This window comes from Sporomusa termitida (assembly GCF_007641255.1).
Classification (GTDB): Bacteria; Bacillota; Negativicutes; order Sporomusales; family Sporomusaceae; genus Sporomusa; species Sporomusa termitida.
The window spans coordinates 916,737-933,764 of the sequence record NZ_CP036259.1 but is presented as its reverse complement, the minus strand read 5'-3'; the positions used below and the strand labels follow the sequence as shown (position 1 = coordinate 933,764).

The 17,028-nt window shown below is 46.4% G+C and carries 13 protein-coding genes and 1 pseudogene; 1 reads left to right on the top strand and 13 read right to left on the bottom strand.

From position 1 onward, the window contains the following. Positions 1 to 87 precede the first annotated feature (87 nt). The 11 genes and pseudogenes from SPTER_RS04170 to SPTER_RS04115 all read right to left on the bottom strand — a co-directional run bounded on the left by SPTER_RS04170 (position 88) and on the right by SPTER_RS04115 (position 12,843). Positions 88 to 1,056, bottom strand: coding sequence for a phosphotransferase (locus SPTER_RS04170; protein WP_144349186.1), 969 nt, complete (start codon positions 1,054 to 1,056; stop codon positions 88 to 90). Positions 1,057 to 1,408: 352 nt separating this feature from the next. Beyond that, a pseudogene (locus SPTER_RS04165) lies at positions 1,409 to 1,576 on the bottom strand (cytidine deaminase); the annotation flags it as partial. 239 nt (positions 1,577 to 1,815) lie between these two features. Beyond that, positions 1,816 to 3,375 carry an ASKHA domain-containing protein gene (locus tag SPTER_RS04160; protein WP_144349185.1) on the bottom strand — a complete coding sequence of 520 codons (1,560 nt, stop codon included), beginning with the start codon at positions 3,373 to 3,375 and terminating at the stop codon, positions 1,816 to 1,818. 92 nt (positions 3,376 to 3,467) lie between these two features. After that, positions 3,468 to 4,043: a GrpB family protein gene (locus SPTER_RS04155; RefSeq protein WP_211367453.1), complete on the bottom strand. Its 576-nt coding sequence runs from the start codon at positions 4,041 to 4,043 to the stop codon at positions 3,468 to 3,470. Between the two features lie 983 nt (positions 4,044 to 5,026). Further along, positions 5,027 to 5,458 carry a hypothetical protein gene (locus tag SPTER_RS04150; protein WP_144349184.1) on the bottom strand — a complete coding sequence of 144 codons (432 nt, stop codon included), beginning with the start codon at positions 5,456 to 5,458 and terminating at the stop codon, positions 5,027 to 5,029. 619 nt (positions 5,459 to 6,077) lie between these two features. Continuing rightward, a complete protein-coding gene (locus SPTER_RS04140) occupies positions 6,078 to 6,779 on the bottom strand; it encodes a Bax inhibitor-1/YccA family protein (protein WP_144352742.1) in 702 nt (233 codons plus the stop codon). Between the two features lie 144 nt (positions 6,780 to 6,923). Further along, complete coding sequence (locus SPTER_RS04135) at positions 6,924 to 7,580, bottom strand: DNA alkylation repair protein (RefSeq protein WP_144349183.1); 657 nt, start codon at positions 7,578 to 7,580, stop codon at positions 6,924 to 6,926. A gap of 342 nt (positions 7,581 to 7,922) precedes the next feature. Next, positions 7,923 to 9,212: an MFS transporter gene (locus SPTER_RS04130; RefSeq protein ID WP_144349182.1), complete on the bottom strand. Its 1,290-nt coding sequence runs from the start codon at positions 9,210 to 9,212 to the stop codon at positions 7,923 to 7,925. 30 nt (positions 9,213 to 9,242) lie between these two features. Next, a complete protein-coding gene (locus tag SPTER_RS04125; protein WP_144349181.1) occupies positions 9,243 to 10,565 on the bottom strand; it encodes an amidohydrolase in 1,323 nt (440 codons plus the stop codon). A 244-nt stretch (positions 10,566 to 10,809) separates the two neighbouring features. After that, positions 10,810 to 12,387, bottom strand: coding sequence for a PucR family transcriptional regulator (locus SPTER_RS04120; RefSeq protein ID WP_144349180.1), 1,578 nt, complete (start codon positions 12,385 to 12,387; stop codon positions 10,810 to 10,812). Continuing rightward, positions 12,388 to 12,843, bottom strand: coding sequence for a reverse transcriptase domain-containing protein (locus tag SPTER_RS04115; protein WP_144349179.1), 456 nt, complete (start codon positions 12,841 to 12,843; stop codon positions 12,388 to 12,390). Between the two features lie 119 nt (positions 12,844 to 12,962). Between SPTER_RS04115 and SPTER_RS04110 the strand changes: the two genes are divergently transcribed. Beyond that, positions 12,963 to 14,110 (top strand): IS3 family transposase gene (locus tag SPTER_RS04110; RefSeq protein ID WP_246105599.1). Its coding sequence is split into 2 segments (ribosomal slippage): positions 12,963 to 13,218 and positions 13,218 to 14,110, totalling 1,149 coding nucleotides; the frame shifts between segments, so codons are not numbered across the junction. 683 nt (positions 14,111 to 14,793) lie between these two features. On the opposite strand, the gene SPTER_RS04105 is transcribed toward SPTER_RS04110, so the two are convergent. Together SPTER_RS04105 and SPTER_RS04100 are read right to left on the bottom strand one after the other, a co-directional pair. After that, the gene (locus SPTER_RS04105; protein ID WP_211367451.1) at positions 14,794 to 15,189 is read right to left on the bottom strand and encodes a GNAT family N-acetyltransferase; all 396 of its coding nucleotides are present in this window, start codon (positions 15,187 to 15,189) and stop codon (positions 14,794 to 14,796) included. A 784-nt stretch (positions 15,190 to 15,973) separates the two neighbouring features. Then, complete coding sequence (locus SPTER_RS04100; RefSeq protein ID WP_144349178.1) at positions 15,974 to 16,546, bottom strand: hypothetical protein; 573 nt, start codon at positions 16,544 to 16,546, stop codon at positions 15,974 to 15,976. Positions 16,547 to 17,028: the final 482 nt, after the last annotated feature.

The window sequence follows — 17,028 nt, the reverse complement described above, 5'->3', positions numbered from 1 at the left end:
GGTGTTGTTTTTATTGTAATTGGAATGTTGTGGTAAGTCAATGTAAAGTTTATAAAAATTGAACATACCAGCATAACACACTCCAACTTAATATGAATATAATATAGAATCCATTTCAAACCAGTGTTTTGTCAACCATAACATTTCATCTCTAAAACGCTTTGGAGTTTTGTCACATTCCTCAAAAAATTCTGGTTGTATCCACCACACTATTTCAATGCACCAAGAGAGTCGCAAAGCATTTGCAATATCAGATAATGTGATCGCTAAATATTGTGAATAACCCTTTTGAAAAGCGTATATCTTTTCAATGTTCATTTTATCTTCTTCCAGTGCAAAAGACAGTATCGCTCTTCCGATATCATGTAAAATATAACTCCAGCAATTGCGATCAAAATCGACGACAGCAGATACACAATCAATATTAAACAGAATGTTACCTGAATGAAAATCTTCATGAGCATATCCTTTGGAAAACTTGTCAAAAAATTCGGGACTTAACCGTTTCAAAATGGGCTCTAAAGCAAGTAAGGTTTGCCGGTATCCACTATGATCCTCCGATGAGCATTTATTTAATCTAGATCTAAACTTTTCCCACAGAGAATCCAGTGTATAGCCTCCAAAATGAGGTAAACTCTTCACTAACGGCTGTGGTAATTGTGAAAGTGCTCTATGCATTAAAGCACAAGTGCCTCCTAGACTATACATTTGATTTATTGATATTGAGTCGGAATTTTTAATGTCTCCTTTGCAAAATTCCATTACCATATATACCGTTTCTTCGTTTAACCAGCGGATTACTTGTCCTCCACTCTGCCATATAAGCGGACAAGAAAAGCCTTTTTTTTGAAGAAAAATTTGCCGTTGAAGTCGGGATTCGATTAATTTCAAATTCTTTCTGTCAAAGCGCTTTGTGCTATATTGCTTGATCAGTAATTCCCCTTTATCTGTAGAAACTTTCCATTTCTTATTGAGCAATCCTCCTGTTACAGGAGTAATTTGATTGTAAGTTAACCCATAACTGTTTTTTAAGTCAGCTATAATCCTGTTCTCCATATGATACCTCAAATAAATTTTAATATGGACGGAAAGGAACTGTAGGCTGTGCGAAAACGTTGCAGGAGGGACACAGGGACAGGTTCATTATCCCATTCGTTTGCTGTGAATGGTATATTTATTCCTTGAAGAGTCTATCATATAAATTTGGCTGATAGCCATGACATTGTGAGCAATGATGGCAAAATAAATGTGAACTACCAAACTTGAATTCCCTCTTCTCTTCTAGAGATAAAATTTTATCAATATCGTCTTCTTTTAAATATATTTACTTATTCGTGCAAATTTCATCTCAGGATCTTTTACTAAATCAAAAGTAACAGTATTCATGTCATAAACGATTTTAATTTGTTTCTAAGAATGTTCCCTTATTTCCCCATGGGAATTCATCGTCTGAGCATCCAATAGGCAAACCACTATATCCTATCCCAACAATTTTATTATCTTTATTGACAACACAAGCTCCAACTTGCGTATTAGGATCTTTACTTCTCATTGCTGAAATTAATGCAATTCCCATAAAGTATTCATCCCACTAATATAATCTTTTCTTTTCAAATCAGACTCCATTGTTTCTCTCCCTATTTATCTTTTTAAACAAATAGTATCTATTGGAGTTATGCGCGCTAACAGGTATGGACTTTTTCGTTGACCAGGTGGTTAACGTACTTGGCAAACACTAACTTTACCTTGTTTAATTCGCTACAAATGAAAAAATTTCACAAAAGTATAGGGATTGTCCAATCGCTGGACAGACGATTAACGGGAACTACTTTCCAAGTGTTTACGGCTCTTGATCTTTTCAATAACCGTGGGATATAAGGAAAAATCCGTGTGGGGCAAAAATTTGGCCGCTGACATTTTATTCAGAAAATCCGGCGCCTCAGCTAAGGAAAGATAGATTATACTGCTAATTAGATCTTCCACAACCAATAATTGATCTGCATCTTGTAACAACTTGCAGGCTCCTTTTATAGAGCCGTTTCCCAGCTGAACAAACCTCTTTCGGGGCAGGTCGGGATATAACCCAATAGTAATCCCTGACTCAATATTTATGTAGGTGCCAAAGGCTCCGGCCAGATATACCCGTTGAATCTTATCCGGTGTAATACCCAATGCCTCCACTAAAAACGCTACCATGGTGTTCGCTGCCGCTTTTGTATCCATAAATCTTAAAATATCAGCCTGACTGAATATTAAATCTTCATGTAAGGCTGATTCGTGCTCCCAGGCGTAAACAATGACATATTCCCCGTCCCGCCTAAGGATTCTCTCTGATCTGCCGGGAATAAACCGACCCGAATAATCAATCCAGCCTGCCAGCAACATTTCAGCAAGAAGGTCAACAATCCCTGAACCGCATATACCCACTGGCTTTGCCTTCTCTATGGTAGTAATCTGCAACTGATTTTGAACAATCTGCACCGAATCTACCGCCCCTGCTTTCGCCCGCATTCCCTGCTTGCTGATACCGCCTTCCAAGGCAGGTCCTGCCGCACCCGCAGCTGAAAACAGAAATTCCTTGTTGCCCAAAAGCATTTCGCCGTTCGTGCCAATATCCATATAGAGAGCCAGTTCACTTTGTTCATACATCTTGGACGCCAACAGCCCGCTGATAATATCGCCGCCTAAATAATTAGCTGTAGAGGGAAAACAGTATACTAAGCCATTAAAGGGTAAACCTATTTCACGGCCAGTAAAGAAACCGGTCCGGTTAAAAGCTGGCGTATAGGGAGTATAGAAAATAAACCAAGGGTCAATCCCCAACAGAAAATGAATCATGGTAGTGTTGCCGCCGATAATGAATGCGCCGCATTGGTCCGGAGAAATGCCTGTGGCAGTTTGAATTTTATCCATGAGTTCAATAAAATTCAGCAGCGTACATTGCTGGATTTCCCTTAAATGGGCATCATTATCCTTAACGTAAACGATGCGGCTAAGGATGTCCTCACCAAAACGGACTTGATGATTGACCCCGCTTTCTTCCCACAAAATATTGCCAGTATTCAGATCAATCAGCTGCATGATAACCGTTGTGCTCCCAAGATCAGCTGCATAAGCAAAATTCTTATCTGCAGTATTTCCCCGCTCAAGGTTTACAATTTCCCAGGCAAAACCTTTTTGTACTAAGGTGACTGTGAGCTTCCAGTCAAAATCCCGCAGCAGCTTATAGGACAATTTAATGGTTTCAATAGAAATCTGAACCGCTCCATACTCCGGTTTTAAAGCTTGACGGATTCTGTCAATGTCGGCCACAAAATCTCCATTACCCGGCGTTCTCAATTCAAGGTATATTTTTTTACAAATTACATTCTTCATAAGTCTTCCTCTGCATGTGAATTATGTGACATACCACCACCTAAGAAGTGGGGGCTTCTTAGGATTGGGGCGTCTACTGCCTGCAAGGCGAATTAGTGTTCAGGTGGCAAATAACGTCCTGCAAATTCCAATTTAGCCTTTTGCGATTGTTCCATGACAAAATCCGACTTTCCATAGGTATAGGCATCACGGTCATGTTCGAACCGCTCTTTAAGCCCCAGCTTCAACGCCTCGTATTGCCGTGCAACATTAGGGTATTGTCGCAGATAGTCTCGAAAATAAAGTTCCTTCCAATCTCCCAACGGTTTCACATGAAGATGGTATACCTTTTCTGCAAAGCCGGTGGGCATATATCCCTTTCCCAGATCAAGCGTTCTTTGTTTATCATTTTTTTGCATTAGAATCCAATCATCGTTCTGCAACAGCTGAGCAATCTCATTCACAGCATAGTCTTTAGGTAATTCCAATAGAATATCAATGGTTGGTTTCGCAATAAGCCCTGCAACAGACGTGCTGCCGATATGATTGATACGACAAATATCGTAGTCATGCAGGCTGTGCAGTAGCCGCTGCTTTTCTTCGGCGTACCACGATTGATAATTGGGGTTATGGTCTTTAAGAATAATAGGATAAAGCTGCCACAATTCTTCTAAACTCATTTCTTTCATGCCATCGCCTCTTAATTCGTCTTTTAGCCCAAAAGCAAAACTTGTGTATGAGTGTACAGCAAGTTTTGCTTTTTTTCTATGGTTGTCAATAACTCTGACCTTTTACACCAGAACGTCTGCCTAGCGTACCATAGAGCCTTAGCGGTTCTCGTATCTCTCGTTACATACTTCCCAATATAATTTTAATTGCGTGCATACTTTATTCTGACTTACCTCCAGCGACGTATATAAGGTAACTCCCGGACTTTCTTTCGAGTAAAATTAATAAGAGGCTGTAGCATAAACATTGTTAAAGTATGCAGAGCATATGAGTAAACGAGCAGTATACCGCCCCAGATAATCAGAACTTTCCCAACTAGGTCTTCCTGGTTTGGCAATAAATCCAAATAGCCCAAAAGGACAATTGTAGATATAATGATTATCCCAGAAAGTATGCCATAGGCTGCAATTACAATCATTGCCCAAAAGGTAAACATCTATAATCCTCCATCTCTACATTGATTAATAATAATTCATAGTAAGCCTTATTAGCCAATTGTTCCGCTTCATCTTCTTCCAAGCCTTTTGCTTGAAGAATTAACTGCTACTCTTGCTAAGCTCCTGCCACTTTGGAATTGCCGTAATGCGGATTCATATATTAACTCTAGCCTTTCATGAGAAACAGTGCTATTATCATTCATCGCCTTACCTCTCAATTTCTTATATATTAGTCATTTCACGCAAGTAATATATTCCCATAAAAACAACAAAACTCCTGCCAAATTAATACAAATTCAGCAAGAGTTTTACTTTTAATAGTAGTTATTTAAGACACTTAGGGACTTCCTTTTTTGACATTTTTTTGTTATTCTTGTAGCTCGCTCTATGGCGAATGTTAGCGGCATACCTTTAAGTATAAAGCAATTAATGAAGTAAATCGGGTTCTGTTGCCCGCTGCGGATATTTCAGATTCTTGCTAGGAGATTAACCACTGCCCTTCAATCCTACCGCTGCTGCAGGAAGGCCATAAATTCCTGGTGAATATAGCCGATGTCCCGCAAGCCCTGCTTGTAGGCGATTTCCGCCGACTGGCCGGACTCCAGGGCTGTGAACGACTCGAAATCCATGACCAGCTCCAGCAATTCCGGATACTGGCCCTCCAGTTCCCCGGCCAGGGCCAGCAGCCGCTCCAAAATGGCGCCGACCTTACTGACCGTCTTACTGTAGCCGGCATCGTTGGTGCCGGCCAGTTTGAGGATATTGTCCACCCTGGTAAAGATATACTGATTAAAAGCTTCATTTAAGATGCTTTGCAGTATAAGCCGGTCCTCCTGCTCGGCGCCGGGCTCTGGCGGCTTCCGGTCCGGCGCTGCCGACAGGACGGATGTTGGCCGGGGACAAGCGGCTGGGCTGGATACAGTTAATTGATCAGACATATATATACCCCCTATAGTTAGACTGCGGCCGGTATGGCCGTCAGCTTTTATAGGGGAAATTAAAAAGACGCATGCAAAGGGTTTACCCTACACATGCGTCCTGTGTCGATGTCTGTTACATTCTCAACGATAATAAGCCGGACATACCCGGCCTGAACAACAAGGGCGGTCACAAACCTGGGGGTTCGGGTGCCCTGCTGCGGATTATCAGCTGCTGAGGCTAGTCGGAATCATTTGCTGCGTCCAGTCGCACTCACAGCCCGGCGTCGCCGGCAACGGCTATTAACCCCGCGCTTCCCGCTTGTGCCGCGGCAGAAGCCCGGTGTATAATAGAAATGTCGTCGTGGACAGCTTGGCTGTTACGTGTAGGTGTCTGTGCACCTTGCGCGGGCCTGGAAGTGCTCCAACACTTTCAGGTCACGTCGACTTTTTAATTTCCACCTATTTCTAATTATAGCCTGTTTGCGGTAAATTGCAAGTACAGATGAGACGGCCGGAAGGAGTTTCTGCGGAGACGGCTTTAAAAACAGACACTTTTACCGTGGAAGTGATTGATTAAGATTATCCTTTGTAACGTTTTTTTTACCTATGCGCGTTAGCGGCAAGGCCGGTTGCCATTTTAACGCCTCTTGCCGAAAATACGCAAGAGGTAGAGAAAAAGATTGATGAAGTCGAGATAAAGCGTAAGCGCGCCGAGCACCGCAAACTTGCCGACCGTCTCTTCATCATCCAGACTGTAGGCCATTTGCTTAAGCCGCTGCGTATCATAGGCGGTCAGCCCGACAAAGATCAGCACGCCGGCATAAGTCAGCACCCACATCATAGCAGGGCTTTGCAGAAACATATTTACCACGGAAGCGATGATGAGGCCGATCAAAGCCATAAAGAGAATGCTGCCCCACTTGCTTAAGTCGGCTTTGGTCGTATAGCCGTAGGCCGCCGTGGCGCCAAACGTGCCGGCGGTGATAAAAAAGACGGTGGCAATAGATTCATTCGTGTATACCAAAAAGATGGATGCCAGCGTCAGCCCGTTCAAGGCCGAGTAGAGAAAGAAAAGAAAACTGGCCGCCGTCGCGCTGAGAGACTGAATCGAGCGGCTGAGTCCAAACACGATGCCCAGATTCGCCACTATCAGCCCGAAGAAAACCAGCTTATTGCCAAAGATCAGGCTGAGCAGGAACGGCGAATGGGCGGTGTAATAGGCAAGAACGCCTGTTGCTAAAAGGCCAGCGGCCATCCAACTGTAAACCTGCATGAAAAAACTTTGCGCAAGCGCCGTGATTTTACTGTTAGCCGCATACGGGGAGGGGGTATTTTGCATCACTGTCATCAACTCCTTTTGCTAAGAGTATACTCTTATATTTTATAATAAATGCGATCGACTTTCGACTAGGCACTTGATATAAAAATTGACCGCTTGTTTTATACCTGTTTGTATTTTAGGCCTCCAGCGGACAAGGGGATATCAAATATATTTACTTGCTTCTTTTATGCTTAACGGCGCCAGTTGATTCTGATACCGCTTAACAAAATTTCTCACCCAATCAGGATTTGTTTTGCTGTAATCTCTTAAGCTCCAGCCTATAGCCTTATTGATAAAAAACTCCGATTGTCCTAAGTTATTGACGAGAATTCTCTCCATTAATTCTATATCGGTTTTGTCTTTACGTGTTAACTGATGATCGATTGCAATCCTCCTCAGCCAAAGGTTTTCATCTTTGCTCCATGCCAACAAAATTTGATTGACTTCCGGATAAACCAGCGCAATATTTCCAACCACTCGATCAAGTCCGTCAATCGTATCCCACCAAGATTTTTTCATAGCCAATTCCTTGATTTTCGGGACATCATCGGAAATCAGATATTTTTGCATTAAAACCAAATAATCCATTGCCACATACTGAAATTCTCTATATGGCTCTTCCCAGCAAGAAGTAATAAAATCCCAATTTACCGGCGCTTTCTTTTTCTCTTGTTTAAAATAGTCTCGGCAAAGCGCCTTGCGTTTAGGCGTTGGAATACCCAAAAATAAAAATTGATCGCGCATATAAGCACTCATTTTAGCTGCTTGTGCAGAATCACCGTTGCTTTTTATTATATTAAACAAATCCATGCAATTCATTGTCATCTTCCTTTCCGCACTAGCGCCTTACCCTATCGCACCGCCTATCCAGCTGTCGCAAAGGAAGGGACGGGACAGGTGATGATATATTCCACTTTCACTTTTCTCTCTAGCTTCTCTTGGCATTAAATCACCTCCAAACCAGTATTTATTCTTGGGACAGGGTACCTGTCCCCTTCTTTCTATTGGTTCACCAACTTATTGTCCCCAGATTTATCAGTGTTCACAGCTAAAAATATATAAGAGACAAAATAACAAGGGGCTGTCTCTCATAGGTTTAAAAATCTAATTGCGACAGCCCCTTGTTAATGCGTCCGGTCAGGATTATCTATTAGCCCGGACCTACGTAGCCGACGCTTTACCCGCGGCGCTTTGCTCCGCTTTCCGCTGGGTGAAAGTCATAGCGACAAGTGAGGAAATCAGCATAGTACTGATTAGAAAGATGAAAGCTGTGTCAAAGCTGCGCTCTCCACCGCCGGAAATCTGCACCAGATAGCCGACAATAATGGGTGAGAGAAACCCGGCTACCTGGCCGGCGGTATTGACAATGCCCATGGCTCTGCCGGCAATGTCCTTGGATATGGCGCTCATCGGCAGACCGAAGACAATGCCGGTGGCGGTAAAAAGGAAGAAGCCGGCGATTGTCTGATAGATTACCAGCATTTCCGAGGACACGGCCGTATAAGTAAGATACAAAAACAATGCGGTAAACCATTGGCTGATAATCAGGGGAATGCGGCGATTATTTTTAAACGGAACGTCGGTCAGCCAGCCGCCGAAAATAAAGCCGATTGTGCCGGCGAAGAAGGGGAGTGACGCGGTGATGCCCATCTTGACAAGTTCAAAGCCCCTGGCTTTAACCAGGTAGGACGGCAGCCACTGGATAAAACCCCAGGCCGTGATATTAGAAAAGAATAAGATCAGAAACGATTTCCAGACAGCGGGTTCGGCCACAACCTCCCAGAACGACATCTGCAATGCTGTTTTGCTGGTGTTGAGTGCGGCTGTGTCTTCTTTCAGTTCCTCAAGTTCCTGCGGAGAAATCCCCTTCTTGTCCTCGGGTTTATCCGGCAGGCCGTACCAGATCCAGGCAGCCAGCAGAATGCCGGGAATAAGCAGGCTGTAAAAAACGGCGCGCCAGCCCCAGGAAGCCATTATTGCGACGACAAACAAAGGCGCCAGGGCGGGTCCCAGAGCATTGGAGGCCATCATGAACCCATTGGCTGTACCTCTTTCACGCATCGGCGTCCAAACAGCCAGCGCCTTCCAGGTTGCCGCAGGCGCTATGCCTTCGCCGATACCGAACAGCACCCGGATCCAGATCATGTTGGCCAGAGAGCCTACCGCTCCCGTGAAGGCCGTAAACATCGACCACCAGACAATAGCGCCGGTCATTACTTTGCGGGCGCCAAATTTATCGGCTAAAATCCCGCCGGGAATCTGAAAAAGGGCATATCCGGCGAAAAAGGCGCTTAAAACGCCGCCCATGGCTACCGGGGACAGGTTGAATTCTTTGGCGATATAGGGAATAGCTGCCGCCATCACCATACGGTCCATGTAGGATAAAATCCAGACCATGAATACAATCAGTACAGCCGTATGCCTTTGTCTCCATTTAAATCCTTGCCCCATACAAACAAAACCTCCTCATCTTACTGCTTTCTATAATGGCTGGCCGGAGAGTTCCTGCTGCATGGCCAGGAAAAACTCCGCGGCGTTGCCGATTACCCGTTCATCCAGATCAAACCTGCAATTATGATGCCCGCCGTAAATCGGCGTGCCAAAAACGGCAAAAAGGGTTTTACCGCCTTTTTTCTGCACCTGGTCCATAAAGACAGTGACATCTTCCGACCCGTTGAAGGCGCAATCAGCCGTGATGTCTTCAACCCAGGGCAGTTTTTTCGCCACTTGCTCGGCCAGCAGCACCATGTCCGGCGGGTTTTCCCCGGCGCCGCATACAGCGGCAGGCTTTATCTCATAGGCCAGATCGTACATTCTGGCGGCGCCGTCAATAACCTCCCGCGCCTTGCGCACCATATACTGATTGGTTTCATTGCTGACCCCGCGTGTTTCCAGCCGGAAATACGCCTTGTCGGGGATTACGTTCCAGCCGGTGCCGGCCTGGTGATAGCCCACATTGATCCTTGTTTCGCCTGAGCCATGCCTGGGAATGGCATACAGGTTGGTAATAGCGGCGCAGGCACCCTGCAGCGCGTTTTTTCCCTCGTCTGGGCGCAGCGCGGCATGCGAAGAACGCCCCGTGAAACTTACCTCAAAGCGGGACAGCGCCATCATGCTGTGAATGCGAAACGAAATTTTCCCTAATTGCTTTAAGGCCACTCCCACATGGCCGCCCAAAAGATAATCGACATCATCCACAACACCTTTGCCCACCATGGCTGCGGCGCCGGAAAGATTTTCCTCATTCGGCTGAAAGATCAGTTTTACCGTACCGCATAACTGCGATTTGTGGTCGGCAAGGCATTTGGCCACCAGCAGGCCGATGGCGGCATGCGCGTCATGGCCGCACATATGGGCGTAACCGGGATTTTGCGAGACAAACCCTTCGCTGGCCGGATAATGACCGTCATCCTGGGCTTCGGTAATTTCATTGGCGTCAATATCAAAACGGAAACCAATCACCGGACCCGGTTTATCGCCTTTTAGGGTAGCCACCACGCCGGTAAAACCGCCGCGGGCCGGCGCCAGATATGCCTCGTTGGCGCCGGCGCTTAACGCCCGGCGATATTCCTCCTCCAGTTTTTCCGCGGCAGGCAGCAGCATTAGCTTGTCAGCCTCAATAATGTCTTGTCCCATTTTAATTTCATATCCCCAGGCGGACAATTTTTCCGCGATGAAGGCCGTAGCATAAAACTCCAGCCACGAGGGCTGCGGCTGCTGATGAAGCTGCCGGCGCCAGGTTACCGCCTCGGCGTAGTTGGCGGCTATCATTTGAGCAGGCTTTACCGATTCATGTCTTATCATATTAACCACTCCTGTTGGGTTGAGCGCTTCAAACCGGCCGGCAATAAACCGGTTTGACCGCCGGCAAAAATTAATTCCCCAAATTCCGTTACTGTAATATTAAGGCCAAAGCAATAGAGGACCTTTGTCTGATCCAACAATTTTTACCAGTTTTTCTAATCAGCCCTTGCCCTATTTTGTTTATAAAAACAAAATAGAGTTTGTATTTTTATTAAAAAACACAAACTCTTGCATTTTTTAGCCGCTAACCCCACAACTGCTTCATTCTCAGTCCCATGATCAGTTCAAAGATGCCGGAACTGGTATCCAGCCGCAGTCCGGTTATCGCTTCAATCTTTTTCAGGCGATACTGCAGTGAATTATAATGAATATTCATGGCCACGGCGGTAGGCTTTATTCTGAAATTATGCTGGCAGTAAGCCTCCAGGGTTGCCAATAAATTGGCATGATGCTGCCGGTCATAATCAATAATCTGACCGATAAAGCGCTGATAGAGCTGTTTCACCTGATCCATTTCCTTGAGTTCGCTCAAAATCGCATAAGACATCAGGTTCTCGAAACAAACGACCGGCTCGGCATTCACCCTTAAGCCAATCTTAGCTGCCTTGCCTGCCTCCCGGTACCCCTGGTGACTTTGCATCAGGGGTATGGCCGCGGACGCTATGCCAAACGACAAACGCCAGCCGGGAAATACCGTTTTGCTTTTGGCGGCGATTCTTTGCCCCAGGACTTTCACTTTCTTTTGCACCGCACTATAATGTTCGGCGGGCAGCAGGGCAATCAGTTCGGCGTCCTCCGCCACCCATTTGGCGCCCGGACATTCTTCCTGGATTAGCCTGGCTGCATATTGAAAGAGTTCCCCTGCGGGCAGCTCTGCTCTGTCCCCCGGCAGCTCCATAGTTTTATCTTCTTCAGCGACCATGACCACACATAAGTATTTTTGCTGCGCATCCAGATTATATTGCGCCAGTTCCCGGACGACGGTTTTCTCATCACAGGCCTCATTCTTTAGCAGTGCGAGGATGAGTTCCCTTTCCGTAAAGCCTTTTTTGCGAATATCGAACATCATCTGCAGCGTAAAAAGGGCCAAAGACGCGCTGACAATGATGTTTACCACCGGTGGGAGCACCGCTTCCCGGCTAAGGACGATTAAGCAGCCAACTCTTTGCTGCCCTGCCTGAAGAGGATACGCAAAAGCCTTGTCCAGAGTAAAATAGTGCCTGTACTTGTCAAAACTATTGCCGGCAGTCAGTTTGAGCTTAGGATTGCGTAAAGAAGCAGCAACGACTCTTTCCGCAGCATCAAGCAAAACAACCGGCAAATCGATCTGTTTGGCCAGCCCGTCAAGGAAAGGCATCACACACAGCGTCGCGACGGATCTGCCAAAATAGGCGGCCTGCGCTTCACGCAGCCGACTGGCATACTGACGGTTGAACAACTCTTCATAAAACGCCTGGAATGCCTCATGATGAGTCATGTCGGACGGCGCCTTTAAAATAGGAATACCGACTTCCTGCGCCTTTTCCACTACCTCCGGCGTTAACAGGAAAATGAACCGGTCAACTTTGATAGCCAGAGCCGCTATGCCGCATTGCGCCATTTCCGGCAGCAATTCCACCAGCTTGCTCACATTATCCTTAAAAACATAACCCATGGTCAGGATAAAACTCTTTTCCTTGGCCCAGTAGATGGCATCCGGGGACTCTAAAACGCCCGCCCGGTTCAGCAGATTATCCAGACCAACTTCACCGGTCAATACCTCAAACCGTTTGAAAGCTTTCAGCGCCAGGCATTCCCTGACAGTGATCCCGTTAGGCTGCATTTATTCCCCTCCCTTCGCGGCGAATATTCTATTTATTCTTGGGACAATGTACCTGTCCCCTTGTCCCTTCCAACATCTCTGTCTGGTTATCGCTATTGCATCTATAGCCGATTTCCCTGGTCTGTAGCCATACGAATCCTGACAAAAATGTGGTTCTACCATGGGTTCCAAGTATATTTTCACGACCATTTGTGCTATTCTGTCGCTTACACTCGGTATTCCTAGCATTCTTTTCCCGCCACTCTTTTTCGGTATTTCTACCGCTCTGACTGGCGGTGGAAAGTAGCTTCCAGAGGACATTCTGTTCCACAGCTTATACAGGTTATCTGCCAGGTTTTCTTCAAATCCTTCTATGGATTGCCCATCAATTCCGGCTGACCCCTTGTTCGCTTTTACCTGTTCGTATGCTTGTTTTACTGCTTCTCGGGGAATTACAAACGATTTTGTTTTGTCCATTAGTTCCTCCCTATTGGTTGACCAATTTTCAAAACCAGATAACATGGCTTGCCCCGTCCCCCCTTTGATGGACAGTAGAAACGCGTAGTATACTGGAATCAGAGAGGGGAATGAAAATGGTGAAACAGTTTAGCGCCGAGTTTAAACTGCAAGCGGTGAAAAGAGTAGAAGCGACCGGTGGGCCGGTATCCAAAGTGGCAGCCGAGTTAGGGATCAATGAGAATACGCTTCATGGGTGGTTGAAAAAGTATCGGGAAAAACCTAATGCCCCTTTTCCCGGCAGCGGCAAGCTCAGTCCAGACGATGAGCGGCTAAGAAAGCTAGAACGAGAAAATCGTGACCTGCGGGAGGAAAATGAGATTTTAAAAAAGGCGGCAGCGTACTTCGCGAAGAACCAGAAATAAAACGGTTCAAATTTATCAAAGCTAACCGCCAAACCTATCGGGTGGAGAAGCTGTGCAAAGTGCTGGGGGTATCCCGCAGTGGCTACTATGCATGGGAAAATCGCCCGAAAAGCCAAAGGGACTTAGAAAACGAGGCCATCTTGGCGCAGATTGAGCAACTTCATCAAACGAAACGCCATGTTTATGGTTGCCGTAAAATCTATCAAGAGTTGCGCCGTAAGGGTCTGAGAGTAAATCATAAGCGGATAGAACGCCTGATGAAGCAGGCGGGCATTCACTCTAAAACAGCCAAAATATTCAAGGCCACTACGAATTCGAAACATGCCCTTGCCGTTGCCGAAAACCTGTTAAACCGTGAGTTTACAGCCTCCAGGCCCAATCAAAAAATGGTCAGTGACATCACCTATCTATGGACGGAGGAAGGCTGGCTGTACGTGGCTGCCATCATTGACCTATGCGGGCAAAGAGTGGTCGGATTATCCATGAGTGAGCGGATGACCAAAGAACTGGTCATGCAGGCGTTAGACAGTGTCTGCAAGCGAGCTCGGCCGCCCCACGGCGTACTCATTCACTCCGATCGTGGCAGCCAGTATTGCTCTAAGGATTATCAGGATGTACTCAAAGAGCGCGGATTTATTTGCAGCATGTCCAGGAAGGGCAACTGTTGGGACAACGCACCAATGGAGGCATTTTGGGGCAAGATGAAATATGAATGGCTGATCGGGCAACGGTTTCAGACCCGCGAACAGGCCAGGGCCGCCGTATTTGAATATGTGGAAATCTTTTATAACCGGCAACGAATTCATGCCACCAATGGATACCGAACTCCCGAAGAGTACTATTTGTTGGCTATGGCTGCTTAAATCAGCGAAATAGTAAGCTATCCTGTGAAAAACTATGTTATCCTTGTGCTTTTTCTGTCTATTGAACGGGGGACGCCGCAGCTCCTTCGCTCCGCTTTCATTTCAAAAGTTTCCTCACTACTACGAGCTATTCCGCCCCTATACCCCGCATCCGTACTTTCCTCCTTGCGGGGTCTCCGCTTGGAGTTTTCCTTTCTCATCAGGGTCGTAGGTTCCCACGTTCCTAACTAAAGCCTGTACCACATTCACGCCGCCTCTATACCGGTCGCCCTCTGGTCGGTAATCAGGTTTCCTCCAGACTCTTCCCAGGATACCTGTCTGCTCCTGGTTTTGACGACTCCTGCAAGTTTCGATACTTCAACAGCGGTTCATTTTTATTCGTCTCCATTGGCACTTACCTGACAAACTCTCAGTTCGCCTTTTCCGTAACGCTCACTACCATGGCTTTTGTCCACAGCAGCTTACGGTGGTTTGAGTCCTCCACCTGAATGGCGGTTCGGAGGGCCTTCCTCCATCTCTAGTTAAGCTTAGCGATGCTTGTTGTTCTCAACCATCGCCTTCGTGGCGCACGACAGGTTCCTTGTCCCATTCGTCTGTGTCTATACTCTATCTATTACACTTTTTGATATGCCTGTAACCCTTGCTAATTATAAAGATCTATTAGTTTACATGGGATAGATTTATCATTTATATAATTGGTGTGTTTCTAATTGTCCTGAAAGCATTATGTTAAATTCAAATTTCTTATAAAAAGGTAATAATGCTTCTTTAAATATAACTGAGATCATATATATATTATCTTCTTTCAATTTTTTTATTGCCTTATTCATAAGACTTGTTCCGACTCCTTTCCCTTGATATTCAGGATTTACCATAACATCTTGAATATAAGCATCTGTAGCACCATTACTTATTACATCAAGAAATCCAATAAGTTTACTTTCTTCATAGCAGCAAATATAGAAATATGATCGATTTAAAGAAATTTCATAACAATTTTCCATACTATTCCAACCGACAGATTTTCTGAGTTCAGAAATATCTTTTGCAAAAACTTGTGATGAAAATTCATATCGCATATAATTTGACCCTCCAACTATCTAAGAAGTAACCATTTTACTAGCTACCTTAGTCACGCAACGCTTTTCTTCAGCATCGGTGGTAAATATATAGACACTCGGTCGAGTAGAGGCCTACCTCGCGACGGCCCCCCTCACAGAACCGGACTTGCCCTATTAAGGCATCCGGCTCTTCATAGCAGCATTTACTTACGCTTAGCCATAGCTATTGTTTGGCCAACTCAGCTATCCTTGTCAGTTTTGTTTCCAATGGTTTCTCTGCCTCTAGTGCAGCCATTGTTTCTCTTTCCAAGGGCTCTACTATGTTACGTCCTTCCCTCCGCAGGCATTACCCTGTTTCCTTGGTACTACTACGTAATCCGACTCCCTGCCACTTATTTGGCTTCCTTGTCTTCAACTTGTCGGCCATACTCCTATCGGAGAGCGGCAGGGTCTCCCAAGTTCACACGGAGTAACAGTGTGTAGCATGCCAAGACCTTCGATCCCGGGGCGCCGGGCTTAGCTCGCCTTTATCGCTAAACTCGGTATTGTCTTCTGCTCGTCCCATGCATCGACCTTTCCCATTAGGGATTTCGGGATTCTACATCTTCAGCTTGCGCTTTCGGCCTACTACCTTTCCTGCCTACGCTTAGACCTGGCGTTACCGCTTCAGTCCCAAGGCTGGATACTGGGTGACTGGCTAGGCCTTCCCAGGCGGGATTCCCACCCGCTATACTCCGTGTGCTTCTTGGCGCACGGGACGTTCCCTTTTGACAACTTTTTTTCATTATCCTTGTAGCTCGCTTTATGGCGAATAGACGAATGCCAGAAGCACTCGTCTTTCTAGCCTTAAATATGAAGTAATTAATGAGAAAATGGACTCGTTTGCCCGCTGCGGGCATTTCGGATGCTTGATAGGAGAAATTAACCGCCACTGCCCACCAATCCTACCGCTGCTGCAGAAAGGCCATAAATTCCTGGTGAATATAGCCGCAGTCCCGCAAGCCCTGCTTGTAGGCGATTTCCGCCGACTGGCCGGATTCCAGGGCTGTGAACGACTCGAAATCCATACCAGCTCCAGCAATTCCGGATACTGGCTCTCCAGTTCCCCGGCCAGGGCCAGCAGCCGGTCCAGGATGGCGCCGACCTTACTGACCGTCTTGCTGTAGCCGGCATCGTTGGTGCCGGCCAGTTTGAGGATATTGTCCACCCTGGTAAAGATATACTGATTAAAGGCCTCATTTAAGATGCTTTGCAGCATAAGCCGGTCCTCCTGCTCGGCGCCGGTCTGCTGCGGCTCCCGGTCCGGCGCTGCCGGCAGGACGGATGTTGGCCGGGGACAAGCGGCTGAGCCGGAACCCGTTATTTCATCAGACATACATATACCCCCTATATTCAGACTGCGGCCGGTAGGCCGTCAGCTTTTATAGGGGAAATTAAAAAGAACGCATGCAAAGGGTTTACCCTACACATGCGTCCTGTGTCGATGTCTGTTACATACTCAACGCTAATAAGCCAGTATACCCGGCCAAACAACCAGGCGGCCACAAACCCGTAGGTCCTGGTCTGGTCTGCCTGCTGCTCAGTAGCTGATGAGACTAGTCCAAATCATTTGCTGCGTCCAGTCGCACTCACAGCCCGGCACGTCTGCGGCAACGGCTATTAACCCCGCGCTCCCCCGCTTGTGCGGCGGCAGAAGAGCGGTGTATAATAGATATGTCGTCGTGGACAGCTTGGCTGTTACGTGTAGGTGTGTGTGCACCTTGCGCGGGCCTGGAAGTGTTCCAGCACTTTCAGGTCACGTCGACTTTTTAATTTCCACCTATTTCTAATTATAGCCTGTTTGCGGTAAAATGCAAG

Coding starts and splice junctions, on each gene's coding strand:
- SPTER_RS04120 (WP_144349180.1), bottom strand. CDS start 12,387: ATGCAGCCTAACGGGATCACTGTCAGGGAATGCCTGGCGCTGAAAGCT.
- SPTER_RS04100 (WP_144349178.1), bottom strand. CDS start 16,546: ATGTCTGATGAAATAACGGGTTCCGGCTCAGCCGCTTGTCCCCGGCCA.
- SPTER_RS04125 (WP_144349181.1), bottom strand. CDS start 10,565: ATGATAAGACATGAATCGGTAAAGCCTGCTCAAATGATAGCCGCCAAC.
- SPTER_RS04105 (WP_211367451.1), bottom strand. CDS start 15,189: ATGCGATATGAATTTTCATCACAAGTTTTTGCAAAAGATATTTCTGAA.
- SPTER_RS04140 (WP_144352742.1), bottom strand. CDS start 6,779: ATGCAAAATACCCCCTCCCCGTATGCGGCTAACAGTAAAATCACGGCG.
- SPTER_RS04170 (WP_144349186.1), bottom strand. CDS start 1,056: ATGGAGAACAGGATTATAGCTGACTTAAAAAACAGTTATGGGTTAACT.
- SPTER_RS04130 (WP_144349182.1), bottom strand. CDS start 9,212: ATGGGGCAAGGATTTAAATGGAGACAAAGGCATACGGCTGTACTGATT.
- SPTER_RS04160 (WP_144349185.1), bottom strand. CDS start 3,375: ATGAAGAATGTAATTTGTAAAAAAATATACCTTGAATTGAGAACGCCG.
- SPTER_RS04115 (WP_144349179.1), bottom strand. CDS start 12,843: ATGGACAAAACAAAATCGTTTGTAATTCCCCGAGAAGCAGTAAAACAA.
- SPTER_RS04155 (WP_211367453.1), bottom strand. CDS start 4,043: ATGAAAGAAATGAGTTTAGAAGAATTGTGGCAGCTTTATCCTATTATT.
- SPTER_RS04150 (WP_144349184.1), bottom strand. CDS start 5,458: ATGTCTGATCAATTAACTGTATCCAGCCCAGCCGCTTGTCCCCGGCCA.
- SPTER_RS04135 (WP_144349183.1), bottom strand. CDS start 7,580: ATGAATTGCATGGATTTGTTTAATATAATAAAAAGCAACGGTGATTCT.